Origin of the sequence: Frankia sp. CeD (genome assembly GCF_000732115.1) — a bacterium.
Taxonomy (GTDB): Bacteria; Actinomycetota; Actinomycetes; order Frankiales; family Frankiaceae; genus Frankia; species Frankia casuarinae.
The window spans coordinates 64879-89723 of the sequence record NZ_JPGU01000015.1 but is presented as its reverse complement, the minus strand read 5'-3'; the positions used below and the strand labels follow the sequence as shown (position 1 = coordinate 89723).

Here is a 24845-nt window from a genome sequence, read left to right as displayed (position 1 = left end):
CACGACCCCGACCCCCGCCACGACCCCGACAGACGACACGACCCCGACAGACGACACGACCCCGACCCCCGCCACGACCGCATCCGATGTCACGCCGACCACGGTGGGCGCGCCCTCGCCGCAGAGCCCCCCGAACGGGGCGCCGACGCCGGGATCCCGCTAGAATCTGTTCCGAGTTTGGATCATGGGGTTGGCAGGCTGCGTAGCCAGAGGATGGATCCGCGCAGGTGGAGTCCTGCGGCGTAGCTTTCGGGTGTCTTGTCGTAGCGGGTGGCCAGACCCCGCCATTCCTTGATCTTGCTGATGCCGCGCTCCACGGTGTTGCGGTCTTTATAGAGCGCGGCGTCGTGGCGGACCGGGCGACCTCCGGCGCTGCCGCGCTTCTTACGGTTGGCCGTCTGATCGGCCTTCTCCGGAGGACGAGCCGTGGTACTCGCTCTTCCCAGGACCCCCGCGTCACGGGCTCGGGTCCCAATGCCGCTTCCACTAACTGGATCTTGATGGTCGTCGGTGTGTCGGTTCCGGCTGTTCTGTCTGGTTGCCGGCATGATCGGGGTGTGTGGCGGACAGTGAGGCGGTTGCGGGNAGCCAGCTGACGGACTGGATCTCTCTGGGGGTCCTGACGTCGTTCGTCCCGCGTGATGCGGTCGATGAGGCGATCGAGGCGACCGGGGCGGGTGCCCGGCGCTCCGACACGACGATCCCCCCGCAGGTCGTGGCCTATTTCGTGATGGCGCTCGCGTTGTTCGCGGACGACGACTACGAGACGGTCGCCCGCCGGCTCGCCGCCACGCTCACCGATCTCGACGTGGTGGGGCCGCGGTGGGAACCGACCTCGTCAGGGCTGACCAAGGCCCGCCAGCGGCTCGGTGCGGCGCCGCTGGCCGAACTGTTCGGTCAGGTCGCCGGGCCGGTCGCGGACCTGGACACGGTCGGGGCGTTCCTGAGCCGGTGGCGGCTGATGAGCATCGACGGGCTGGAATGGGATGCCCCCGCCTCGAAGGAGAACATCGCCGCGTTCGGCCTACCGGCCGGCCGCGTCGACGCGCCAGGGGTACTGCCGAAGGTCCGCGCGGTGACCGTGTCCGAGTGCGCCTCGCACGCGCCGGTCCTGGCCGCGTTCGGCCCGGCCGGTGGGGCGAAACCCGCCAGCGAGCAGGCACTGGCCCGGACTGTCTACCCGCGGCTGGCCTCGGACTGGCTGCTGCTCGCGGACCGTAACTTCTACTCGTGGGCGGACTGGTGCACCGCGGCGGACACCGGTGCGGCGCTGCTGTGGCGGGTCAAGGCCACCCTGCGCCTGCCCCCGCTGCGCGCGTTGTCCGACGGTTCCTATCTGACCGTGCTGGTCAACCCGAAGGTCACCGGGAAGGCCCGGGAGACCCTCGTCACCGCGGCCCGCGCCGGCGCGCCGCTGGACCCGACGAAAGCCCGTTACACCCGCCTCGTCGAGTACGACGTCCCCGACCGTGAGGGCGACGGGAAACACGAGATCACCGGCCTGCTCACCACGATCTGTGACCCGCGGGAGGCGACCGCGACCGCTCTGGCCGGGGCCTACCGGCAAAGATGGGAACACGAGGTCGCGATCGAAGACGCCAAACAACTCGTCGGCGTCGGCCAGGCCCGCAACCGGCTCGCCACCGCCGCGCAACGCGCCGTCCCGTTCGGCCTGACCTGCCAGACCCTCGCCTTCACCTGGTACCTCACCACCGGCCACCACCACGACGACGCCGCGGAGCACCGCGCCCGCGCGCCCTGGTACACCACCAAGACCCGGCCCTCGACCGCCGACCTGCTCGCCAAGCACCGCCGCGTCCTCATCGCCACCAAATACCAGCCCGCTCACCCCGAACAGCCCACCCCAGCCGAAATCCACACCCTCCGACTGGCCTGGGAGATCACCGCCGCATAACTACGAAAGTCGAGGTGTTAGTAGGAGTGCGAAACGCTCCTGGACGGAGGCCGGCGAGCAGGCGAGGGAGGTGTCGAGAGCTGCCTGATTGACCGGCCGGGGGGTGATGGTGTTGCTACCGGCCTCCCACTTCGAGACCATGCGCTCGCTGACGCCGATATGTGCCGCGAATGCTTGCAGGCTCATCCGTTTGGCCTGACGTAGTGCCCGGATCTCTCGTCCTGTCCAGCGGATCACGGTAGCCATCCGTGAGCTTCCTACTCCAGGGAATCGCCGGGGATGGCGATATAGGTGGCATGGAGTTCCCGTAGAATTGGATGGTCGTCGAGAAGGTTCACACCATCAATCATGTGGATCGGGCGGACGCCGATCGAAGTGTTAGTAGCAAAAGCCGCCTGCATGCTGCCGAGCATATCCAGGGTAACAGGGGCGGTGACGTGAGTGCCGACCTGCTGCAGGAGTCCCATGGTTACTCCAGGCAGGACGTCGGCTTTGGGCCAGATGACGTTGTCGCCATCAAAGAAACCGACGTTCCAGGTGGCGCCTTCGGAGACGACTCCTGTGGGATCGGTGAACAGCGCATCATCATAGCCGTCGAGTTGGGCACCGCGGCGATGGTACAGAGAGCCGAACAGGCCGACGTGTTTCACCATCGGAAGATCCCGCAAGTAGACGCAGGCCTTCACGCGTAGCGCCGGCAACACGGTCGGCGCGACCGGTCGAGTGGTCACCAGGATGTGTGGAGCGGCCGTCGCACCCGGGTGCCCGAGTTCCAGTGCTGGGTCGAAGACGGTGACGCGGACGACGAGCGAGCCGGTTCTGCCTCCGACCGCGTGACGGACCAGCTTCAGGACGTGTTCCGGATCGAGGTCGGCTGCAAAGACGATGCGGCAGTCACGGACCAGCCGGCTCAGGTGCAGCGGCAGGCCCCGTACCCGGCCATCATCGACGCGCATCGAGGTGAAGTGCCCGAGGTTGGTCAGGGCCAGCGCCGCGAGCGCCTCAGGGGTGACCGGGTGGCCGTCGAGTTCCGCCATGTCCTGGAGTCTGGCAGCCGGGGGCAGCCCGGCAAGCGGATGGGTGTCTGGGTCCGCCAAGTTCAGTGAAAGTTCGGTACTGGGACGGTGCAGTGACCTTGTGGGTGGAGCTCGTGTCGCGGCAATCTGGGGACTCTCTACAGAGTCATAACCCGCTAGTCCCACCCACTTCCCGATCTTGGACACTGAGCTGGCGGTCGGGATCCCAATGCTGCCTCCACCCGCAGAAGCGGTCCGGGAGACTTCACCTCGCGCCCATTTATCGAGACGCTTGTTCAGAGATGCATGGAGATGACGAAAGCATCTATTCGCCATGGGCCCACGTGACCAGACCCACGAACGAACCCGGGGCCGCCGGCCGGACGCCCGCCGAGGGCCACCAGCCCAGCCCTGACCGGTCGTCGTCCAGCGCCGTGCTGCGTTCCGGAGTCGGACAGGGCGTGGTGGCCGGGGTGGGGAGGGAGCCGGTCGGAGCGGCCGTTGACGGCGCTCACTCCCCACCGCTCCCGATCCGGACGCCACATCCGGGCTGGGGTGTGGTCGAGCTGGACGTGAACGGCCGAGTTGTCCGGATCATCGTCGGTGAGCCGGAGTTCCGCAGCCCTGCCGATGCCGATCTGTACGCCCGCAGCAGAGGTCTTCCTGATCACCGCGTCGCGCCGGTTGACCTCGGCAGTCGGGTGCCGCCCAGGCTCTGAGACAGAGGCTGCCCCGGCCCGTCCATCCCGGCGCAGCTTCCCGGGATCCGAAACGGGGCCGCCCCGTCCACAGACGGCCCGTCCAGCACCCCGCCCACGGTGCGGCCTGCGACCGCGAGCGGGCCCTTGAACGCGCCGTAGCGACGTTCGACGACTTCCTGGCCTTTGTAGCGGGCGAGTACCTCGGCGGGGCCGATGGTGTCGGGCAGGTTGGTCAGCAGGGCGTACCAGCCGTCGGTGGCGGCCTCGGCGTCGAGCGCGGCGGAGTCGAAGTGCCAGGTCAGGGCCGGTTTCCCGGTGTCCGGATCGACGCTGGTGGCGGCGACGAGGTAGCGGGTGACGCGGTGTTTCGTCGCCAGCAGGGTCAGGCGGGCTTTCACCGCGGCTTCGGTGCGGTAGAGGTGGTGGCTGCCCGCGGCGCGGGTGAGGGTGTCGAGGTCGGTGCGGGCGCGGTCGAGTTTGAGTGCGCGGGCGGCTTTGGCGGCCTGGTCGTTCGCGGACGACCAGATGAACACCGTGCGCACGGTGACCGCCGCGTCGGTCTTGCGGGGCCCCCGCAGGGTTGTCACGCCCTCGCGGGCCCGGTAAGTCGCCCGGGCGTGGATCGGCTTGTCCTGGTCGCGCGCCGCGACGTGGTCGACGAGGGNGGCGGNGGCCCAGTCCTGGGCGGCTAGGACCTGCGCGGGCACGGCCGTCGTCGGTGCCGGCGCGAGGAACGTGACCCCAGGCGTGGAGGTCAGCGCGGTCAGGTTGGGGTAGGAGACGAGTTTGCTGTCGCCGACCAGCAGGAACCGCCGTTCGCCGGCGATCGTGGTCAGGGCGCGTATCGCGGCGGTGACCTGGGAGACCTGACTGACCTCACCGGCGCCGCCGTCGTAGGCGCGGTGGACCAGCGGGATCCCGCCGTCGCCGGTGACCGCGGGCCCGGTCTGGACCTTTTGAGGTCGGGGCGGCGGTCCTTGGGATGGCCGTACTTCGGGGTCGCGTAGTCGCCGTCGACCTCGGGGTAGGCGCCGTGCAGCGAGATCGACGTCATGCCCCAGTGGATCCGGGACACGTCGAGGCCGAACGCGGTGATCGCCGCGGCGCCGACCGAGCCGACGACGGCCTCGCAGACCGGGGCGAGCGCGTCCAGCGCCCGACCGACCCGGTCGTCGTTCAACACGTCCGGCGCGAGGCCGAACATCTCCTCGACCGCCCACTGGCGTGCCCACCGTTCGACGTGCAGCAGCGGGGTCGGCGAGGTCAGCCGGTTGGCGACCAGCGCGGCGATCACCTGCCCGTGGCTGGCCCGGTTGACCTTGTCACGCATCGGGGCGAGCCGGTCGATCGTGCCCGCGACATCGAGGCGGGCCAGGTAGTCACGCACGACGGGCAGCGCGCCGAGCGGCTTCTCGACGCTCGGCGGCCCGTAGTCCATCGCGACCGTCACAGCCAGGAACAGTCCCAGACCCGTCACTACCGATCGCGGTCACCCCGACGTGATCCGAACAAGAGATCAAGCAGCTGGCTCATCGCACGCACGCACGTGCGGAAGACAAGTCCAGCTCACGAGGGCCACGGCGCGCCGCGTTCTCCCCGCGTGTTCTGCAGCATCTCGGCGACGAGGAAGGCCAGTTCCAGCGCCTGCCCGGTGTTCAGACGGGGGTCGCAGGCGGTCTCGTAACGGCCGCCGAGGTCGTCTTCCCCGATGAGTTCGGCCCCACCGAGGCACTCGGTGACGTTCTCCCCGGTCAGCTCGATGTGCAGGCCACCGGGGTGGGTGCCCAACGCCTTGTGGACCTCGAAGAAGCCGAAGACCTCGTCGAGGACATCGTCGAAGTGGCGCGTCTTGACGCCGCCCACGTCACGGGTGTTGCCGTGCATCGGATCGCACGACCACACCACTGGCGGCCCGGCGGCGTTGACCTTCTCGATGATCGGGGGCAGCGTGTCCCGGACCCGCTTTGCCCCCATCCGGGAGATCAGGGTGAGCCGGCCGGGGACATGGTCGGGGTTGAGCCGCTCGGCAAGCTCGAGGACCTCGTCCGGGCCAGCCTTCGGCCCGATCTTGCAGCCGATCGGATTGCCCACCCGGGACAGCAGGTCGACGTGGGCACCGTCGAGGTCCCGGGTCCGCTCGCCGATCCAGATCATGTGGGCGGACAGGTCGTACGGGTCGCCGGTGGCGTCCTCGATCCGGGTCAGGGCACGCTCGTACTCCAGCAGGAGGCCCTCGTGACTCGTGAACAGCTCGACCCCGGTCAGCGCGGCGGTCCGATCGAGGTCGATGCCGCAGGCGGCCATGAAGGCGAGGGCACGCTCGATGTCCGTCGCCATCACCTCGTAGCGGCGACCCGCCGCGGAATCCCGCACGAACGCCTTGTTCCACTCGTGGACCTTCGACAGGTCGGCGAAACCTCCGGTGGCGAAGGCCCGCACGAGGTTCAGCGCGACTGCGCTCTGGTGGTAGGCGGCGACCATCCGCATCGGATCGGGCTGCCGCGCGGCGGCCGTGGGCGCGATGTCGTTGACGGCGTCGCCCCGGTAGGAGGGCAGCCCGGTGCTGGCCTCGATGTCCGCGGACCGCGGCTTGGCGTACTGCCCGGCGATGCGGGCGACCTTCACCACCGGCGTGCTCGCGCCATAGGTGAGGACGACCGCCATCTGCAGCAGCGTCTTGACCTTGTCCCGAATCTTGTCGGCGGTGTTCGCCACGAAGGTCTCGGCGCAGTCACCGCCCTGCAACAGGAACGCCTCGCCCCGAGCGACCAGCGCGAGACGGTCGGTCAGGGACCGGATCTCGGGCGCGGTGACCAGCGGGGGGAGGGCCGCAAGCTGGTCATGGGCGGCTCTCAACTCTGCCGGGTCGGGCCAGGACGGCTGCTGCTTGGCCGGAAGGGTCCGCCAGAGATCCAGTACGCTCACCACACCAGGGTACGGCCCAGGTCGAGCTCGAGCGGTCACCATCGCCCGACATCTTCCCGGGAATCGGCGTCTTCCCTTGGACAGGCATCCGCCCGGAACTCGGCACCCGGCCCTGGCTCCCGAATCGGGACCGGATCCTGGACCGAAATCAGATCCTGGAGCGGGATCGGTTCCCGGACCGGGATCGGTTCCCGGAGCGGATCCGGCCCGACGGCCCGCCCCTCCCCCGGTCAGCCGAAGAAGATCTCGGCCTCGTGGTAGAGCTCCTCGGGCACCGTCTTGAGCTCGCGGGTCGCATCCTGCAGCGGAACCCGGTCGATGCGGGTGCCGTGCAGGGCGACCATCACCCCGAAGTCGCCTTCGTGCACGGCGTCGACGGCGTGCAGTCCGAAACGCGTCGCGAGCCATCGATCGAAGGCCGTGGGCGTGCCGCCGCGCTGCAGATGCCCGAGCACCGTCGCGCGCGCGTCACGACCGGTGCGGGCGCGGATCTCGGTCTCCAGGACCGCCCCGATGCCCTGCAGGCGGACATGCCCGAAGGCATCGACCTCACCCTCCCTGGCGACCAGGGTACCCGTGATCGGGACGGCACCCTCGGCCGCGACGATGATCGGCGCGTAGTGGGTGGCGAACCGGGCTTCGACGAAGGCGCACACCTTGTCGAAGTCGAACGGCCGCTCCGGGATGAGAATGACGTTGGCNCCCCCCGCCATGCCGCTGTGCAGAGCGATCCACCCGGCATGACGGCCCATGACCTCAACGATCAACACCCGGTGATGGCTTTCCGCGGTGGTGTGCAGCCGGTCGATCGCCTCCGTGGCGATGTTGNCCGCGGTGTCGAAACCGAAGGTGTAGTCCGTCGCGGAGAGGTCGTTGTCGATGGTCTTGGGCACTCCGACCACGGGCAGNCCCTCGGCGTGTAGTTGGGCGNCCNCCCCCNGGGTGTCCNCCCCGCCGATCGCGATGAGCGCGTCCACCTCGGCTGCGGCGAGGTGCTCGCGCACCAGCGCCGGCCCGTCCACGGCGGCGTAGGGATTGGTGCGGCTGGAGCCGAGGATCGTGCCGCCACGCGGGAGGATCCCCCGCACGGCCGCGATGTCCAAGGGGACCGTCTCGCCGGTCAGCGGCCCTCGCCAGCCGTCCCGGTACCCGACAAAGCTGTGGCCGTAGACGCTCTCTCCCTTGCGCACGACGGCCCGGATCACCGCGTTGAGTCCCGGGCAGTCGCCGCCGCCGGTCAGTACGCCGATCCTCATCCCGAGTCCTCTCGTCGACCGTACACCGCTTTCTCCGGCGGCAGCGTAGCGGGAGAGCCACACTTCAGGACAACAGCGCGGTCACGTGGCGTGGCAATGACGAGGCCGCCACGGCCACGTCATCGACTCATCGGGATGGGTTCGACACGGCGGCGACCTGGGCGCGCAGCGGGGCGAGAACCCGCCACCGGGCGAGGTTGTGCAAGGCGTCGGCGAGCGCATCGTGGGCGTTGGGCGGCGGTGCGGGAAGAACCGGCCGGCCCACTTCCTCCCACAGCTGACGCAGGTCCCGGGTGAAGCGGGGCAGCTGGGCGGGCAGGGCGGTCATCGTGCCGAAGAGCTGGCAGAGCACCACGTGGTCATAGGCCCCGTACCAGGCCCACAGCTCGGGGGCACCGCCCGCGGTCAACAGCGCGGCGACCTCGTCGCGGATTCGGGCCCGCGGCTTCCACGCCTCGTCCGATGGCGACGGCAGCTGGTCGAGGACGTTGCGACGGACCCAGGGCACAGCCCACGACGGGTCGAACTCGGTCGACACGGCATAGTACCGCTGTGTGCCGTCCTCGCTGACGATTCCGACGCTGACCAGATCGAGCCAGTGATGACCGGTGTCGGCGCGTTCGATGAACTCGGTGTCGTAAAAGAAGCGGGTTCCCACCGGCTCAGTCTCCTCCGGCCGAGGTGTCCGCCATGGTCGGCCGCTCGACCGCGGACCACCCCGGGCCGGGGCCCGAGCGCCGGCGCCACGGGCGCAGCAAGGCCCCGAGCAGCAGCGCCGCCAAGGCGGCACCGACCAACGGCAGCAGCCACAGCAGCGGCCCGGAGTACTCCTCCGTGGCGTCATCCCCGGACGCCGCCACCCGCGGACCGTCCGGTCCCGGCGACCGCCCTCCCGCCGGGACGATCGCCGGCGTCGCGCGGCAGCCGGCCGAACCCGCGACGGACGGCGGAGTCACCGCGGGACCGGTCGCCGGAGAGACCCGGACCTCGACCCGGGCGGCGCCGGGATCACTGACGAGGCAGAGCAGACCCGCCCCGGGCGCGGACGTCACCCGCGCCCCGGTGACCTGCACCTGGTAGCCCGTCGGATAGGACCAGGCCGGCACGCTGATCGCGGTCGCCGTGCCGGCAGCGAGGGGCGGCCCGGCCGACGGCGCGGTCCGATAGGCCACCGTCAGCACCCGCGACGCGTCGAAGCGCAACACCTCCGGTACCCCGGCGATGGCCACGGGGTAGGGGCGGACGATGTCCGCGGGCGGGGCGGGCGCCCNGCGTTCGGCGCCGCCGAGCCCGACCGGGGGCGCGGCGGNGCCCACCGTGCCCCCGGTCGGGCTCGGGACGTCGTAGAACCAGCTCAGGCCGAACGCGTCGGCGGAGGCGACGAGACCGCGGACACTGACCGCCGACCCGTCCTTCCAGCCGACCAGGTATCCGGTCGGATCATTGACCGCCACCGTCGATGCGGCGTCGAACGGGGCAGGCCGCTCCCGCCACAGCAGGTGCGCGCCGTCATGCGCGGCCACCGCCGCAACGAGACCCGCACCGCCGCCACCACCATCGGACACCTCGTAGCCGAGCAGGCCCGGCACATCGCGGAACCGCGTCGCCAACCGTTCGAGCCCCGCGGCGAGGCCGGCGACGGAGGGCACGTAGCCCGCCGAGGAGGGCACGATCCGCAGCGTGACCCGCAACCCGCGGTCGGTGAACATGCGGGTGAGGGCGGCGGCCTGGTCGAGTCCGGGGTCGGCGGGCGTGGTCGCCGCGCCGGCACCGTCGAGGACCGGCCCACCGGAGGTCGCCGGGAAGCGGCCGCCGCTGGCCATCGGGACCGCCAGGCGCACCCCGGTAAATCCGAAGCCGACCCAGGTGTCGATGTCCCCGGCGGTGGGCGTCACCCCGGCCGGCACCGTGATTCCATGCAGGACGACCACCCGGCGATCACTGTCCGTAAGATACGTTCCCGAGCGACCGATCGTATCGGCCGGGGCAGCGCCCACGGACGGTCCAACGGGTCCAGCAGGTGCGGCGGGTCCAGCGGGGGAACCGGCCGCCGAGGCCCCGGGCACCGGGCCCGTTCCCGCGAGGCAGCCGACGATCAGGCCGAGCGCGACCAGAAGTGGACGCCGTCCCGGGAATCGCCGGGGATGTTCGAAGCCGCCGCGACGCCGACCGATCGCCGTCCAGCCAGGAACGCTGTCACCACACACCGGACCATCCTGCCGTGCCCACCGCAAACGGGTCAGACCGCCCGGTCGATCCGGTCTTTGGTGGCACGTGGGTTCGCCGGCGCCGTGACCGGCAGCCCGAGCTGATCCGGAGACCGAGCCGGCGTCGCCGCCCCAGGGGAACCCGGCGCTGTGCCGGTGGACGCCGGGGAGACCGATGCCGTGCCAGTAGACGCCGCGGCCGCCCCGGCAGCCGCCTGTGCCCGGGCGGCCGCGAGCTCCTCCTTGGCCCGCTTCGCGTACAGGTCCACGTACTCCTGGCCGGACAGGGCCATCAGCTCGTACATGATCTCGTCGGTGACCGAGCGCAGGACGAAACGATCATCTGCCATGGCCGCGTAGCGGCTGAAGTCGAGCGGGCGGCCGATGCGGATGCCGACCCGACGGATCTTCGGCACCAGCTGGCCCGGCGGCTGAACCTCGAAAGTCCCGATCATCGCCACGGGGATGACCGGGACCCCGGCCTCCAGCGCCAAGCGCGCGACACCGACCTTGCCGCGGTAGAGCCGGCCGTCCGGGGATCGGGTGCCCTCCGGATAGATCCCGAGCAGGCGGCCCTGGCGGAGCACCCGGACCCCCGAGCGCAACGCGCCCTCGCTCGCCTTGCCGCCGCTGCGATCGATCGGGATCTGGCCGACGCCGCTGAAGAACACCCGCTTGAACCACCCCTTGACGCCCGCCTCGGTGAAGTAGTCGCTCTTCGCCAGGTAGGTGACACGGCGGGGGNCGACCAGCGACAGGAAGAGGTGGTCCAGGAAGGAGAGATGGTTGCCGGCGAGGATCGCGGGCCCCTCCAGGGGGATGTTCTCCGCCCCCTCGACCCAGGGACGCCAGAACAGTCGCAGGACAGGTGTCAGGAATACCTTGACCACCCAGTAGAACAAGACAGCTCCCACCTGGTCACCGCCGCACGACGACGGCCCGCCGGGGGCGCCCGTGGCCAGTCGCCCGTCTTCATCCGCCGACGCCGATCACACCTGGCCCGAACCTCCCACGAACCGACCGGCCGGTCGGGCACCGGGGCGCACGCCGCCGGTCCACGACCCGCGGCCTCGTCGGGGTCCGCCACGGAGACCCCGACGATCCTTGCGACCCCACCGCGCCGGGTCGCCCAGGGCCGGGTCGCCAGGATGATGGGCTTGTTCGAGCCTAAGGAGAGGTCATCACGACGTCCACCGAACGGGGTCTACCCCGCTCGGCGTGTCATTCTCCGGTGCCGGCCAGGAAACCTGACGGCGGGCCCCCAACCCCCCGCGGACCGCGCCTCGATCCCGATGTCCCGCGCGCGTAGCCACCCATCACCGATATCATCAGGCGGAGACTTTCCGTCCGGCGGCTTCTGCGCAGCGATGTTGCGCAGCGATGTTGCGCAGCGAGTGAGACACGCACGACCGTGGCCTCAGCCCGCGGACCGTGCGAGCATGCGTTTACCGGCGTTTTCCCTCCGCGCGTCGCCGGACCCGCATCGCGGCATACGGGCGGGCGCGCGAGGCACGAAGGGCGGATCACGATGGCGGGTGTCACCGGTGCGGCCGTCCTCCCGGGCGCGGAACCGTTCGAGTTCGAGGGTGGGTCGGTCGGCGTGCTGCTGGTCCACGGGTTCACCGGCTCCCCGGGCAGCATGCGGCCCTGGGGCGAGTACCTCTCCGCAGTCGGACTGACAGTCTCGTGCCCGCTGCTGCCCGGCCATGGCACCCGCTGGCAGGACATGGTGCCCACTACCTGGCCGGACTGGTACGCTACGGCGGAGGCCGCGTTCCTGCGGCTGCGGACCACCTGCGAGCAGGTCTTCGTCATGGGGCTGTCGATGGGCGGGACCCTGGCCCTGCGGCTGGCCGAGCAGCACGGCGGGGACCTCGCCGGCCTCGTCACGGTGAATCCCAGCCTCACCACCGACCGGTGGCACGCGGCGTTCGCCCCGCTGCTGAGCCGGGTGANCCCCGCCGTGCCTGGCGTGGCTGGCGACGTGAAGGCCGAGGGCGTGCCCGAGGTCGGTTACGACCGGGTACCCCTGCGCCCGTTCGCGTCGCTGCGCCAACTGTGGGCGGTGACCCGGCCGGAGCTCGGTCGGATCGTCTGTCCGGTCCTCACCTACCGCAGCGTCGTCGACCATGTGGTGGAAGCCAGCTCCGGCGCGATTCTGCTGGCCGGGCTGCGCGCCCCGGCCGAAGAACGACTGTTGGAGAACAGTTACCACGTCGCGACGCTCGACAACGACCGAGAAACGATCTTCGACGGAAGTCTGGAATTCGTCCGGCGGCACGCGCCACGCGCGCTCGTGCCCGACGCGCCCTGCGGCGATGACTGAGCGGTCACCGGGTTCAGGACCCGGCGAGCACCGGCCCTCGCCGGCGGACGGCGCCGCGCCCGAGGGGGCTCCCCTCGGCGGGCCGGGCGGCGCCCCCGCCGGTGGCGGTGGCACCTCCGCGAACCGCGAGGAGCCGACCGGCGGCGGATCCACGCCCGGTGCCGCGCCCACGGCCGGCCGGGGTGGCGGCGGTCTCGACGGCGACAGCGACGGATCCGCGACAACCGCGGGGGGCGACGCACCGCGGCCCTCCCCGCGCTCCCAGAAAGCCGACGACGCCGCGTTCTTCGAACTCATCGCGCGCTTCGACGAGGAGCCCGAATCCCACCGGTGGCCGGCTGCGGAGGATCTGGACGACACCCGCCGCCCCACTGTGATCATCCTACGTCCGCCGTTCGAGCCGGCTGCTCCGCCCGTGTCGGAGGACCGGACCGAACCCGGGCTCGACCAGTTGCCGTTCCCGTCCGCGGGCGGTGAGGGCGGCCGACGGGGACGCGGCGGCACCGAGGACCTCGTCGTCGACCTCGGCGATCTGTCGGGTTCCGGCCAGCTCCCGGAGGGTCTGGACGACCCGGATCTGGATCCGGATCCGGACCCGGACGGCGAGCACTACGAGCCGCCACCCCCGCCACCGCTGCCACGGATCAGGCCCGTGACACGCTGGGCGCTCGGTTCGATCGCCCTCGGTGTGATGTTCCTCGTCGTTCCGGACCTGATCGACTTCAACCAGTCCCGAACCCAGAACGTCGCCGGGGTTCTGCTGATCCTCGGCGGGGTCGGCACGCTGGTCGCGCGGATGGGAGACCGTCCGCCCACGGACTTCGACGGCCCCGACGACGGCGCGGTGGTCTGAGCGCGGCGTGGCAGCCGTCGTACCGGCACCGAGATGGAAGGGCGTGGGGCGTGCAATATCACGAAAAGGTCGAAGTCCACGGACATCTCATGGATACGGGCGTGCTGGCCCGGGTTCTCGATGACGTGCTGGACTATGGCGGTGACTATCGGGTCGTTCGTATCGACCTGGGGCGCAGCCACGATGACGAGTCCCACGCGGTCATCACGGTGGGGGCCGACTCACCGAGTCAGCTCATGCGCATTCTGATGCGGATCCAGGTCCACGGCGTGAACAAGATCGAGTCTGGCACGGCCCGGTGCGAGCCGGCCGACCGCGACGGCGTCTTCCCCCCGGACTTCTACTCCACCACCAATCTGGAGACCGTTGTCCACCTCGACGGCCAGTGGGTGCCGGTGGAGCATCCCGAGATGGACTGCGGCCTGGTGGTCTCGCACGGCCGGGTGCGAACGGTACCGGTCACCGACGTGCGCGCGGGAGACATGATCGTGTGCGGCGTGGACGGGGTGAAGGTCGTCCTGCCGGTCACCGCCCATTCCAGCCGGATCTACGAGGAGTACGAATCCCTGGCCGCCCCGCTGCCGAGCTCCACCCAGCCGCAGGCGGTCCTGGTCCGGGCGATCGCCCGCCAGATCCGCGAGGTGAAGGCCGAGGGCTCGCAGGTGCTCTGGGTGGCGGGTCAGGCGGTGGTGAGTACCGGAGCCGGGCCGGCGCTGGTCGCCCTCGTCGGGGCTGGCTATGTCGACGTGCTGTTCGCCGGCAACGCGCTGGCGACACTCGACGTGGAGGCTGCCCTCTACGGATCGCCGCTGGGGCTCGGGCCGCTGCGCAGCGGCCGGGTGCAGCGCGGCAGCGAGCAGCACATCCGCGCGGTCAACACGATCCGCCGGGAGGGATCCATCCGGGCCGCCGTGGAGTCCGGCGTGCTCACCCAGGGGATCATGCACGCGATGGTCAAGGCCAACAAGACCTTCGTGCTCGTCGGATCGGTCCGCGACGAAGGCCCGCTGCCCGACGTCCACACCGACGTCCTGGCAGGCCAGCGGGCGATGCGCGCCGCGCTACGGGGGGTGGCGTTCGCCCTCATGATCGCCAGCGCCCAGCACTCCGTGGCCACCGGCAACATCCTGCCGGCCTCGGTCCCGGTGGCCTGCGTGGACGTCAACCCCTCGACGGTGCACGCCCTCATCGAACGCACCAGCGCGCACGCGGTCGGCGTCGTCGCCGACACCGGGCTGTTCCTCGAGGAACTCGCCGCCGAACTGGTACCCGACTACCGGGCCTCCCCCGCGTAGCGGCTTCGCCGCGACGCGGGGACCCCTGTCNCAGGGCGCCGTACGGGGTCTCCGCCGAATCGCCTTCGGCGACCCTCCTGGGATCGCCGTGGGGGTCGGGTCAGAACCGGGCGAGGTCGGCCGCGCCTACGAGGCCCGCTTGGGATCCGAGCTCGGCGATGACGATGTCCGGCTCGGAACGGTAATCCCGCCCGGGCATAGCGGCCAGGAGGCTCTGCCGGGCCGGGCCGAGCAGCAGCTCGCCGGCGTCGGAGACGCCGCCGCCGATGACGAAGCGGTTCGGGTCGAGCGCGGCGACCAGCGTCGCCATGCCCTCGCCGAGCCAGTGGCCGATCTCGGTGAAGCACCTGATCGCCGCCGGGTCCCCCTTGCGCGCCGCCTCGGTGACGTCCGGGCCGGTCAGCGCGTCGACGCCACCGCCGCAATGCTCCAGCATGGGCACGGCCGCACTCGGATCCACGGTGGCGATGTTCTTCGCCAGCCGGACCAGCGCTCGCCCGCTCGCATACTGTTCCCAACACCCTCTGTTACCACAACCGCACGGATACCCGTCGGGTACCACCCGCATGTGACCCATCTCGGCGCCGATACCGGACGCGCCCCGGTAGAGCTCACCGCCCAGGACGATGCCGCTGCCGATGCCGGTTCCCACCGTCAGGCAGACGAGGTCACGCCGGCCACGGCCGGCCCCGAAACGGTACTCCGCCCAGGCCATCGCGTTGGCGTCGTTCTCCACGACGACGGGCAGGCCGATGCGCCCCCCGACCTCGTCGCGCAGGGGTTCGTCGCGCCAGGCGAGGTTCGGTGCGAACAGGACGCGGGACCGGTCCGAGTCGACCCACCCGGCCGCGCCGATGCCGACCGCGCGCACGGCGTGGTCGGCACTGAGCTCCGCGACGACGCTGGCGATGGTGTCCGCGACCTCGGCGGCCGAATGGCCCGGGGTGGGCCGACGCAGGGAAGTGATGATCGTCCCCGCACCGTCCACGACGCCGGCGGCGACCTTCGTCCCGCCAACGTCGATGCCGATCGTCAGGCCCTCCATCCGGTTCTCCGCCGGCAACGGGCCGGGGGCCGCGCCGGCACGCTCGGCGCGCGGAACCGTCAAGCTGCCCGGAATATCCAGGTTCTTCGAACTATCAGGAGTAGCGATGCTCACGTGATATCGATCCTCTGCACGCGGGGTCTAAGCGCGGTGGCTGGTTGGGTGCCGGTGGTGTCCCCCGGCCATGGATGATCTCCGGATGCGGGGCGCGCCGTCTCGCGCCGTCGCGGCGTGGCGGGCCCGGGAGCGCCCTCCCCACCGGCACCGAGGGCGGCGCGGAACGCCGCGGTCAGGGATCCGGCCGCCGCGAGGAGATGGCCAACCACCTCGGGGCGGTCGCCAGCGAGGCTCGACAGGAGCCGGCACAGTGGGCACACGGCGCAGGGCCAGGTGTGATCCGCGGGTCCCGGCGCCGGATCCGCCTGGGGATCGGGCATCGCCGCCGCATCGTCGGCAGCGGGTCCCGCCGCCGACGATGCGGCGGGCGACGATGCGGCGGGACCGGGATGCCCGGCGGGACCGGGGGGCAGATGCGAGGCGGCCCAGTCCCGCAGGGCGTCAGCGAGCAGGGCGGCTTCGACCGCGAGCGACCCGCGGCCGGGCAACGCGGACGGGTCGGGGGGAGGCGTGCCGGGGGGAGGCGTGGTGAAGTCGGGCCCAGCGCCGGCGGGCCGGCCCGGGGTGGACCGCTGCGTGGTCATACCCGCACCCACTGCCGCGGGTCCGGAACGAACGAGACGACCAGCCGGTCGTCACGCAGCCGGGCGGTGCTCACGTCGCAGCGACGCAACGCCGCGGGCAGCGGAACAGCCCGCCGGTACGACCCCACGGTCACCACCAAGTCATCACCCAGCCGGGCCAGATCGATCTGGGAACTGTCGACGAACGGCAGGCCGAAGGACAGCGCGAACCCGTCCTCGGTGCGTTCCACCCGCGGCTGGCCGCTCGGGCCGATGAGCGGCTCCCCGAGAACACTCCCCGGATCGAGCTCACCGTAGGTCGCCGCGCCGAAAGCGGCCAGCTCCTCCAGGCCGATCGGTTCGCCCGCCCGGTAGCCGACCGGGAGGACCGGGGTGGGCATGAAGGCCGCGGTGATGTCGGCGAGCTGCTCGCGGTGAACGGCGGCCCNCCCCGCCCGCCAGGCGTCCGCGTTCGCCGGCGGAAAGATCCGGTTGACGACGACGCCGTCCAGAGTGAACCCGTGCAGCGACAGCGCCGTAAAGCTGCCGCGGGCCGCGGCGAGCGCCGAGCTCTCGGGGGTCGCCACCAGCCGGACGCTGGTGGTGGCGTGGTCGGTGAGGATCGCGCGCAGGTCGACCGCCGCCCGGTGCAGGCGGGAGACGGTGTCGTAGGCGGGGGCCGCCAGCGCGCTCCACCGCCCGCCGAGCGCCGCCGCCCAGCCGAAACCGGGTCGCAGCCAGCGCGCGAAGGCACCGTCGGGCGGCAGCAGCCGGCGGCAGTACCACGACAGCGTCTCGGGAAAGGCCAGCAGCCGCACCAGCGCCGCCGCCGGGCCTCCGTCGACCACCACCAGGTCGTAGTTCTCGCTGGTGAGACCGTCGCGCAGTTCGAGCAGCGTCAGGGTCTCGACGGCCCCCGGCAGGAAGGCCAACTCCTCCAGGTCGAACGGATCGACGTTGATGGCCGGCCAGGTGCCCGCCAGCACCTCGCGTACGGCCGGCCACCGGGTCTCGACCGCGCGGCGCAGGTCGACCTGCTGGCCGTGCAACCCCGGTTCAAGCTCGGTCGGCTCGGCGCCGATCGGGTGGTCGAGCGCGCCGGCGAGCCCCGCGGCCGGGTCGACCGACAGCACGAGGGTCCGGTGACCCCGTTGGGCGGCGAGGATCGCGGTCGCCGCCGCCACCGTGGTGGTACCGCCGCCGCCCTTCCCCGTGAAGAGCACACACCGCACGTGCGCTCAGCTCTCGACGTACTTCTTGAGGTCCTTGAGAGCGGCCTCCACGATGCCGCTCTGCACCTTCCGCCGGAGCAGACCAGGAATCTTGATCTTCGTCTCGGCGGTGAGGTCGTAGGTCACCTCGGTGCTACCGTCACCCAGGTCGCGCAGGGTGTAGCTGCCGTCCTGCGATGACATCGCCTGGCCCTCGACCATGCTCCAGACGACCTGATCATCGCCCTTCCAGGTGTACTCGTTGACGAACTCGTCCTTGATGACGACGGCGTTGATCCGAAACCGGGCGCGCCGGGGACGGCCGTCCGGGCCCACATCGAGGATCTCGGCCTCCTCGATCTGGCCGATCCAGGTCGGATACGCGGAGATGTCGGCGATCGCCCCCATCACCGCGGCGGGCCGGGCGTTGATGACGATCGTCGATCGGGCGTGGTCCGCCATGGCAGACAGCACCTCCACATTCTTCGAGCGCGGCTGAAGAGCACGGCGTCGCCGGCCCACCGGCAACCCGGATCTCTCCGGGGCCCGGGAACAATCCCCGACCGATCGCCTGAGGCTACCGGAACACCGAGCGCGCCCGGCCGAGCGGCCGGCTACCACTCAAGAACGAAGGGCGTCCCCCGAGCATGGAAATGTCCGACGTTCACGCAGCGTGTGCCGTCGATCTCCAGGCTGGCCGTCAACGGCTGGTGCACATGCCCGAAGAGCACGTAGCGCGGCCGGGTCGCGTGAATGGCTTCGAGGATCGCCACACTGCCGCGCTCGAAGCGGCGTGCCTCGATGTCGTAGACCAGCTCGGGGATGTGCGGGGGGATGTGGCAGCACAGGACGTCGACCTCGCCCACCGCGGCGACCTTGGCGGCGAAGGCGTCGTCGTCAATCTCGTAGGGGGTGCGCATCGGGGTCTGTAGCCCCCCGCCGACGAAGCCGAACCGCAACCCCCCGATCGTGGTGGTCTGCCCGTCCAGCAGGGTGACGCCGTCGCGCAGGTACTCGGGATACAGGTGCGGCAGATCGACGTTGCCGAAGGTCAGGTAGGTCGGGGTCGGGAACGCCGCGAACAGCGCCTCGTACTGACGGCGGATGGCCGCCTCCACGATCTGCGTACGGTCCCCGCCCAGGCTCGCCCACAGCGTCCGGGACCATTCCCGGGCCTCGTCGAACCGCTGGGCGTTACGCAACTCGATCATGCGACCCACGGCCTCGGCGCCGAACAGGTCGCCCATGATGCCCCGGCCGTGATCGTGGTAGTCGATGAAGAGGATGAGATCACCCAGACACACGAACGCGTCGGCCCCCTCGCCCGCCGCCGCCAGCGCATCCGCCCGCCCGTGCACGTCGCTGACCACGTGGACCCGCATGGCTGGAAGCTTAGGCGCCGACAGGGGTCCGTCGCCCCTACTCGAACGGTCCATCCGGCCGATGAGGGATGCCGTGCGGATCCCGGGCATATCTGCAGGACGTATCCCCGGCGGTCGCGCTCACCGGCGACGATCACCGGCCGGACACCGTCGAAGGGAACCCTTTGCACCCCGCAAGGTCGCAAACCGCCTGCCCGGAGGCTAACGTCTGATGCCCTGGCCTGGCCTTCCGTTCTTCCGTTGTTCCGTGCTTCCGTTGTTCCGTGGCGTCGTCCTCCGGCGCGCACAAGCCATCTGGTAGGAGTAGCAGTGCGCGAGTACNCCTCCCCGCCCCTGGTCACCATCGCCGACGATGCGACCCTGACGGACGCCGTGTTCCGCAACGCGGCGGCACATCCGGACAGTACGCTTATCCAACACAAGATCGACGACGAGTTCGTCGGCATGACCGTCCGCGAGTTCCACGATCACGTCGTGGCCACCGCCCGGGGCTTCATCGCCCGCGGGGTGCGGCCCGGGGACCGCGTCGGTCTGGCGAGCCGGACCCGGTTCGAGTGGACGATTGTCGACTACGCGGCGTGGCTGGCCGGAGCCGTCTGCGTGCCGATCTACGAGACCTCCAGCCCGGGCCAGATCGAGTGGATCCTGCGGGACGCCGGCGTCGAGGTTCTCGTGGTCGAAAACGACGAGCTCGCCGAGCGGGTCGCACAGATACGCGACGGCGNCCCCGCGCTGCGGGAGGTCCTCGTCATCGAGCACGGGGCGCTGGCCGGTCTCGCCGTGGACGGCGCAGGCATCGCGCCGGAGCGGCTGACGGCGGCCCGGGCGTCCGTCAANGCCGACAGCCTCGCGACGATCATCTACACCTCGGGGACCACCGGCCAACCGAAGGGCTGCGAGATCACCCATCGCGCCCTGCTGTTCACCGCCGAGGCGGCCATCGCCACGCTGCCCGAGCTGTTCGCGCCCGGTGCGTCCACACTGCTGTTCCTCCCGCTGGCGCACGTGTTCGCCCGCATGCTCCAAGTGGGCGTGGTCCAGGGGGCGTTCACCCTCGCCTACACCCCGGACTCGCGGACCCTGCTGCCCGATCTCGCCAAGGTACGCCCGACCTTCCTGCTCTCCGTGCCCCGGGTGTTCGAGAAGGTGCACGCCGGGGCACGCCACAAGGCGCACGCCGAGGGCAGGGGTTGGATCTTCGACGCCGCCGAGAACACCGCGGTCGCCTACAGCCGGGCTCTCGACGGCGGCGGCCCCGGCCTGCTCCTGCGGCTGCGGCACCGGCTGTTCGCCGCGCTGGTCTACGGCAAGCTCCAGGCTGCGCTCGGTGGGCGGGCCCGCTACGCGGTCAGCGGCGGGGCGCCGCTGGGTGAACGCCTCGGCCACTTCTTCCGCGGGATCGGGTTCACGGTGCTCGAAGGCTACGGTCTGACCGAGACCAGCGCGCCGGCCGCGGCGAACCGGCCGGGCAACGTCCGCATGGGCACCGTCGGCCAGCCCTTTCCTGGCGTGACGATCGCCATCGCCGATGACGGGGAGATCCTCATCCGCGGTCCCCTGCTGTTCCGCGGCTACCGCAACAACGAGCTCGCGACGAAGGAGGCGCTCGACGCCGAGGGCTTCCTGCACACCGGCGACCTCGGCGACCTCGACGCCGACGGCTTCCTGCGGATCACCGGCCGCAAGAAGGAGCTGCTGGTCACCGCCGGTGGGAAGAACATCGCACCGGCGCCACTGGAGCACATCATCCAGTCCCATCCCCTGGTCAGCCAGGCGATGCTGATCGGGGACCGGCGGCCCTTCGTCGCCGCCCTCGTCACGCTCGATCCCGAGGCGTTCGACCGGTGGCGGTCCTCGGCGGGCAAGCCGGCCGGCGCGACGGTTGCCGACCTGATCGACGACGCCGGCCTGCGCACCGAGATCCAGAATGCGATCGACGCCGCGAACGCGACAGTGTCGCATGCCGAGAGCATCAAGAAGTTCGCGATCCTGCCGCAGGACTTCACGGTGGAGACCGGCGAGCTCACCCCGAGCCTGAAGGTGCGCCGCTCGCTGGTGCTCGACCGGTTCAGCCAGGCGGTGGAGGACATCTACGCTACCCCGCGCTAACCGTCCGGGCCGGCGAGCAGCGTGCGCAGGTCCTGCGCGAGGACGTCCCACCGCCAGCGCAGCTCGACCCACGCCCGCCCCGCGGCACCCATCGACGCCGCCCGGTCGGGGTCGGCAAGAAGATCACCGATGGTCGTCACGACCTGCGCCAGATCGGTACCGTCGATCACGATGCCGGTGTGCTGGTGCAGGACGGCGTCGGGGGAACCCCCACTGCGGCCGNCCACCACCGGCAGGCCGGTCGCCGACGCCTCGAGGAAGACGATGCCGAGCCCCTCGACCTCCAGGCCGGCGAGGCGGGAGCGGCAGGGCATCGCGAACACATCNCCCGCCGCATAGTGCGCCGGCAGTTCCTCCCACGGCACCGAACCAGTCATGATCACATGCTCGGCGACGTCGTTCTCCCGGGCGAGCCGTTCAAGGTCACCCCGCCGGGGACCGCCGCCGACGATCAGCAGCGCGGCGTCCGGTACGCGGCTCCGTACCATGGGCAGCGCCCTGATCAGCATGTCCTGGCCCTTGCGGGCGACCAGCCGGCTTACGCACACCACCACCCGGCGGCCCGTCAGCCCGTGGCGCCGGCGCATCTCCTCGCGCCCGTGACCGGGATGGAACAGCGAGGGGTCGACTCCGCTGGGCAGCCGGGCGAAGGTGGGATGGCCGCCGAAGGCGGGCCGGATCCGGGCCCGGGTGTAGTCGGTCAGATAGGTGATGACGTCGGCCGCGGTGCCGATGCTGTGCAACGCCTGACGCGCCCCCGGCAGCGCCGCCCAGCCGACCTCGTGACCATGGGTGCTCGCGACCATCCTGCGCATGGCCGTGTCGCGGCGCAGCCGGGCTCCAAGCAGCCCGAGCGGTGCCGCGGCGCCGAACCACATCGTGTCGCATCCCTCCGCCCGGGCGATCTCTCTGGCTCGGCGCAGGACGTCCGGTGTCGGCAGCATTAGCGACGTGGTGTGCCGCACGACCGGGAAGTTCTGTTCGGCGTCGAAGGCGGCGGCGTTCTTCCAGGCCGGGGCGTAGACGACGATCTCGCCCTCGGGCAGCCGCGAGGCGAAGTTGTGCACGTAGGCCTGGATCCCGCCGGGACGGGGCGGGAAATCGTTCGTGACGGCCAGCACGCGCATCCGCTCATATTCTCCCACGGTCCCACCGCGTTTTCCCACGGCCCCACCGACGCCCGCGCCGGAATCCCCCGGCCGGGCGGGCTAGCCGGCGCGGCGACGCCGCGGCGTCTGGTCCGGCCGCGGCGCCTGGTCCAGCAGGGCCGTCCGCACGTCGGCGAGCGGGGGCAGCAGACCGGCGTCGGCGAGCAACCGCAATGCCTCGAGCTCCTCGGCGTCCCAGCCGACGGGCGGGCCCGACGCCGGGAGCAGGACGGTCATCATGCAGCCGGCGCACCTGACACCACGGGCGGTGCAGGAGTCACAGTCGATCAGCATCGTGCGCACCTTCCGGATCCGAACCGGTGGAGGTCGGCGACGACAAACAATCCGAGCACCGATCTCCCGACTTCACCGACGGTAAGTCCAGGGTCCGACAATTCTCGGCGGACAAGTCCCGCCCGGCGAAAGTCCCGCCCGGCGGATCCCCTACCGGTCGAGGCGGGCCAGCAGAGCGGCCGAGGGCACCGCCCGGGCTCCGGCTGCGACGCAGTTCTCCGCGACCTCCCGGTCGGAGGTGATGACGAAGACCGGGCGGCCTTCCGGTTCCATCCGCGCCAGCCGGACGATCTCCTCGTCAGCGAGCTGCCCGGGCCGGCTGAACAGCACGCGCACCCCCCGAGGCATGGCGACACCCACCGGCCGGGCCACGACGGCGGTGGCGTCGAAGACGACCGTGACCTCGCTGTCGGGATTGCGGCCCGCGAGCGCACCGAGTCCGGACAGCAGCCGCTCACGCTGGGCCTGCAGGGTGAGGCGGCCGTAGCCCCGCTTGGTCACGTTGTACCCGTCGATGATCAGATGGACCCCGGGGACGGCCAACACCTCGTCGATCAGGGAGGGGTCGTCGTCCGGCCGCCCGCGGGCCCCGACGAACGCCTGCGGGCCGTTACTCGGACCGGCTCCGCCGCGAGCGATGAGATCCGCGGGCCTCGCGACCATCGTCGGGAGGTCGAGTTCGCGTCGCAGGCCGTGCGCCGAGGCGATCAGGGTGTCAAGTAGAACGCGCAACCGGGCGTCATCGACGCTGCGGGACTCGCGGCTGTCCCGGCGGGTGGAGGCGAGCGCGCTCTCCAGCTCCGCCACCCGGCCGCGCAGCCGCCGGGTCTCCGCCTCGGCATCCCGACTGGCGGCCAGGGCGGCGTTCCGGGCCGCCTCGGCCGCGGTCAGGGCCTCCCGCGTGGCCTGCTCGGCCTGCCGGATCCCGGCAGCGGACGAGCGCAGCCGCCGGCGAGCCTCGTCCGCCTCCGCCCGGGCCGCCTGCAGCTGCTCGCGCAGTTCCTCCTGCTCGGCCGCGGCGATGCGCTTGCTCGTCTCGAGTTGTTCGGNGAGCCGCAGTATCGTCCGCCCGGCCTCGTCAACCTGGCTGCGGGCCGCCGCCTCCGACGTGGACGCCGCGGCGACCTGGACCAGCTCCTGCCAGCCGGAGACCCGCAGCAGGTACGCGACCGCGGCGATCTTCTCGGGGGGCGCCGCGGGCGGCGGTCCGTCCGGCGAGCTGACGGCTTCGACAAGCTCGGGATGATGACGGTGGATCCACTCGGCGACCCGGCCGCGGAACACGTCACCGTCCACCGCCGCGGCCAGCGGGACGGCCCCCTGGCGGACACGGCGGGAGGGCTTGAAGCGGCGCACCGCGACCAGCGACGGCGGGACCTGCGACTCGGGAAGATCCGCCAGCGTCCGCTCGGCGAACTCGACGACATGCGCACGCACCGGCGCCGGAAGCGGCTCACGCATGCGGCGAACCCGAGGGTGGCGACGAAATGTCCGTCATCACGCGCACGACGGAAAAACTGGGCGGGCCGTATCTCCAACGGCTCGTCCAACCGGCCAGACAGCAAGGCACGCGGGACTCCGGAGCCGATGGGGAGAACGATGACAGTACAGCTTATCGGGAGAGCTCAGGGCACTCACAGCCGCTACCGGCCGGATCGGTACGTCGCGGCCTACGGCTGGGCGGTCATTGTCTTAGGTGAAAGTCGGCTTATGTAGCCTCGCGAGGCGCGCCCCTTATGCTCGATTTCTTCCGAACGCGGCCCTGGCTGCGCCTGAGAGGATCATCGTGACCGACCAGAACCCGCCTCACCAGCCCCCCAGCGGTGACGGGAGCCAGGAGGCGTGGAGGCAGCCGAGTGATCCCTGGCACCAGCCCGCGGACGCCGGCAGCACCCCCACCTCCGGTTCGTCCTCTACTCCCCCGGCGGCCCCGGTCCCATCGTGGGGAGCGCCCCAGCCCGGCCAGCCGAACCAGCCCGACTCGGAGGAGACACGCCTCGCCTGGCCAGGCACCGCCCCACAACCGGGTGGGCAGCAGTGGGGCGGGCAGCCCGGCGGCCCGCAGCACCCCGGCGCCCCACAGCACCCCGGCGCCCCACAGCACCCCGGCGCCCCACAGCACCCCGGCGCCGCGCCAGGGTGGGGACAGCCCGGCGAACGGCAGGGCTGGGGACAACCGGGCGGCTGGCAACAGCCGGACCATCCCCCGGCCGCGGCTGCCGGGCCCTACCAGGGTGGGAGTGCCCCATACCCGGGGACGGTCGGCTACCAGGGCGCTCCCGACGCCTACCAGAGCCCCCCGGGGGCTTACCACAACCTCCCGGGGGGCTACCCGCCGCCCGGCGGCTGGCAGCAGGGCAGCCCGCTGCCTCCGCCCCGGCAGCGGGCCAATCCGCTGTTCATCATCGTGCCCCTCGCCGTGGTCGCCGCCATCGTGCTCGGTGTCGTGATCGCCCTCGCGGTGCGCGGCGGTGACGNNNNC

General features: G+C 71.3%; 21 protein-coding genes and 2 pseudogenes (1 of these 23 running past the window's edge). 6 read left to right on the top strand and 17 right to left on the bottom strand.

Annotation, left to right across the window (positions count from 1 at the left end; genetic code table 11):
• Window positions 1-182: 182 nt before the first annotated feature.
• Window positions 183-425, bottom strand: a pseudogene (locus CED_RS22525) (transposase); the annotation flags it as partial.
• Between the two features lie 134 nt (window positions 426-559).
• On the opposite strand from CED_RS22525, the gene CED_RS11025 reads away from it, so the two are divergent.
• Window positions 560-1915 (top strand): IS4 family transposase, encoded by a 1356-nt coding sequence (locus CED_RS11025; protein WP_011437465.1) that lies wholly within the window; start codon window positions 560-562, stop codon window positions 1913-1915.
• On the opposite strand, the gene CED_RS22520 is transcribed toward CED_RS11025, so the two are convergent.
• The 8 genes from CED_RS22520 to CED_RS10985 form a co-directional block, all read right to left on the bottom strand.
• Window positions 1916-2161, bottom strand: a complete 246-nt coding sequence (locus CED_RS22520) for a helix-turn-helix domain-containing protein (RefSeq protein WP_011437466.1) — start codon at window positions 2159-2161, stop codon at window positions 1916-1918.
• Window positions 2162-2172: 11 nt separating this feature from the next.
• Complete coding sequence (locus CED_RS11020; RefSeq protein ID WP_011437467.1) at window positions 2173-2952, bottom strand: aminotransferase class IV family protein; 780 nt, start codon at window positions 2950-2952, stop codon at window positions 2173-2175.
• Window positions 2953-4464: 1512 nt separating this feature from the next.
• Window positions 4465-5109, bottom strand: coding sequence for a DUF4277 domain-containing protein (locus CED_RS25270; RefSeq protein WP_235187024.1), 645 nt, complete (start codon window positions 5107-5109; stop codon window positions 4465-4467).
• A gap of 89 nt (window positions 5110-5198) precedes the next feature.
• Window positions 5199-6599, bottom strand: a complete 1401-nt coding sequence (locus CED_RS11005; protein WP_011437469.1) for a class II 3-deoxy-7-phosphoheptulonate synthase — start codon at window positions 6597-6599, stop codon at window positions 5199-5201.
• A 188-nt stretch (window positions 6600-6787) separates the two neighbouring features.
• Window positions 6788-7813 carry a 6-phosphofructokinase gene (locus CED_RS11000; RefSeq protein WP_035910320.1) on the bottom strand — a complete coding sequence of 342 codons (1026 nt, stop codon included), beginning with the start codon at window positions 7811-7813 and terminating at the stop codon, window positions 6788-6790.
• Window positions 7814-7940: 127 nt separating this feature from the next.
• A complete protein-coding gene (locus CED_RS10995; RefSeq protein WP_011437471.1) occupies window positions 7941-8471 on the bottom strand; it encodes a polyadenylate-specific 3'-exoribonuclease AS in 531 nt (176 codons plus the stop codon).
• A 4-nt stretch (window positions 8472-8475) separates the two neighbouring features.
• Window positions 8476-9744, bottom strand: a complete 1269-nt coding sequence (locus tag CED_RS10990; protein WP_235187023.1) for a hypothetical protein — start codon at window positions 9742-9744, stop codon at window positions 8476-8478.
• Between the two features lie 308 nt (window positions 9745-10052).
• Window positions 10053-10934 carry a lysophospholipid acyltransferase family protein gene (locus CED_RS10985; RefSeq protein WP_369807817.1) on the bottom strand — a complete coding sequence of 294 codons (882 nt, stop codon included), beginning with the start codon at window positions 10932-10934 and terminating at the stop codon, window positions 10053-10055.
• Between the two features lie 614 nt (window positions 10935-11548).
• On the opposite strand from CED_RS10985, the gene CED_RS10980 reads away from it, so the two are divergent.
• Genes CED_RS10980 through CED_RS10970 form a run of 3 tightly spaced genes read left to right on the top strand, consistent with a single transcriptional unit; the run spans window position 11549 to window position 14494 of the window.
• Window positions 11549-12346, top strand: a complete 798-nt coding sequence (locus tag CED_RS10980; RefSeq protein WP_035910317.1) for a carboxylesterase — start codon at window positions 11549-11551, stop codon at window positions 12344-12346.
• Window positions 12339-13199, top strand: a complete 861-nt coding sequence (locus CED_RS25865) for a hypothetical protein (RefSeq protein ID WP_051623728.1) — start codon at window positions 12339-12341, stop codon at window positions 13197-13199. Before CED_RS10980 ends, CED_RS25865 begins: the two co-directional genes overlap by 8 nt.
• 50 nt (window positions 13200-13249) lie before the next feature.
• Window positions 13250-14494 (top strand): hypothetical protein, encoded by a 1245-nt coding sequence (locus tag CED_RS10970; protein ID WP_011437476.1) that lies wholly within the window; start codon window positions 13250-13252, stop codon window positions 14492-14494.
• 100 nt (window positions 14495-14594) lie between these two features.
• Here CED_RS10970 and CED_RS10965 read toward each other — a convergent pair whose 3' ends face one another.
• From CED_RS10965 to CED_RS10945, 5 genes are all read right to left on the bottom strand, one after another.
• Window positions 14595-15653 carry an ROK family glucokinase gene (locus CED_RS10965; protein WP_023841262.1) on the bottom strand — a complete coding sequence of 353 codons (1059 nt, stop codon included), beginning with the start codon at window positions 15651-15653 and terminating at the stop codon, window positions 14595-14597.
• On the bottom strand, window positions 15650-16240 hold the full coding sequence (locus CED_RS21500; protein WP_235187022.1) for a hypothetical protein: 591 nt from the start codon (window positions 16238-16240) through the stop codon (window positions 15650-15652). Before CED_RS21500 ends, CED_RS10965 begins: the two co-directional genes overlap by 4 nt.
• Entirely contained in the window at window positions 16237-17451 is a 1215-nt protein-coding gene (locus CED_RS10955) for an ArsA family ATPase (protein ID WP_035731674.1), read from the bottom strand. Before CED_RS10955 ends, CED_RS21500 begins: the two co-directional genes overlap by 4 nt.
• A gap of 6 nt (window positions 17452-17457) precedes the next feature.
• Window positions 17458-17892: an SRPBCC family protein gene (locus CED_RS10950; protein WP_011437480.1), complete on the bottom strand. Its 435-nt coding sequence runs from the start codon at window positions 17890-17892 to the stop codon at window positions 17458-17460.
• A 152-nt stretch (window positions 17893-18044) separates the two neighbouring features.
• On the bottom strand, window positions 18045-18812 hold the full coding sequence (locus CED_RS10945; RefSeq protein WP_023841261.1) for a metallophosphoesterase: 768 nt from the start codon (window positions 18810-18812) through the stop codon (window positions 18045-18047).
• A 309-nt stretch (window positions 18813-19121) separates the two neighbouring features.
• Between CED_RS10945 and CED_RS10940 the strand changes: the two genes are divergently transcribed.
• Window positions 19122-20921 carry a long-chain fatty acid--CoA ligase gene (locus CED_RS10940; RefSeq protein WP_035910316.1) on the top strand — a complete coding sequence of 600 codons (1800 nt, stop codon included), beginning with the start codon at window positions 19122-19124 and terminating at the stop codon, window positions 20919-20921.
• On the opposite strand, the gene CED_RS10935 is transcribed toward CED_RS10940, so the two are convergent.
• The 3 genes from CED_RS10935 to CED_RS10925 all read right to left on the bottom strand — a co-directional run bounded on the left by CED_RS10935 (window position 20918) and on the right by CED_RS10925 (window position 23824).
• Entirely contained in the window at window positions 20918-22048 is a 1131-nt protein-coding gene (locus CED_RS10935; protein ID WP_035910314.1) for a glycosyltransferase family 4 protein, read from the bottom strand. The two genes, CED_RS10940 and CED_RS10935, sit on opposite strands and share 4 nt — an antisense overlap.
• 81 nt (window positions 22049-22129) lie before the next feature.
• Window positions 22130-22363 (bottom strand): hypothetical protein, encoded by a 234-nt coding sequence (locus CED_RS10930; protein ID WP_011437484.1) that lies wholly within the window; start codon window positions 22361-22363, stop codon window positions 22130-22132.
• Between the two features lie 150 nt (window positions 22364-22513).
• The gene (locus tag CED_RS10925; RefSeq protein WP_035910313.1) at window positions 22514-23824 is read right to left on the bottom strand and encodes an NYN domain-containing protein; all 1311 of its coding nucleotides are present in this window, start codon (window positions 23822-23824) and stop codon (window positions 22514-22516) included.
• Window positions 23825-24149: 325 nt separating this feature from the next.
• On the opposite strand from CED_RS10925, the pseudogene CED_RS10920 reads away from it, so the two are divergent.
• Window positions 24150-24845 (top strand): annotated as a pseudogene (locus CED_RS10920) (DUF4352 domain-containing protein) (it continues 585 nt past the right edge of the window).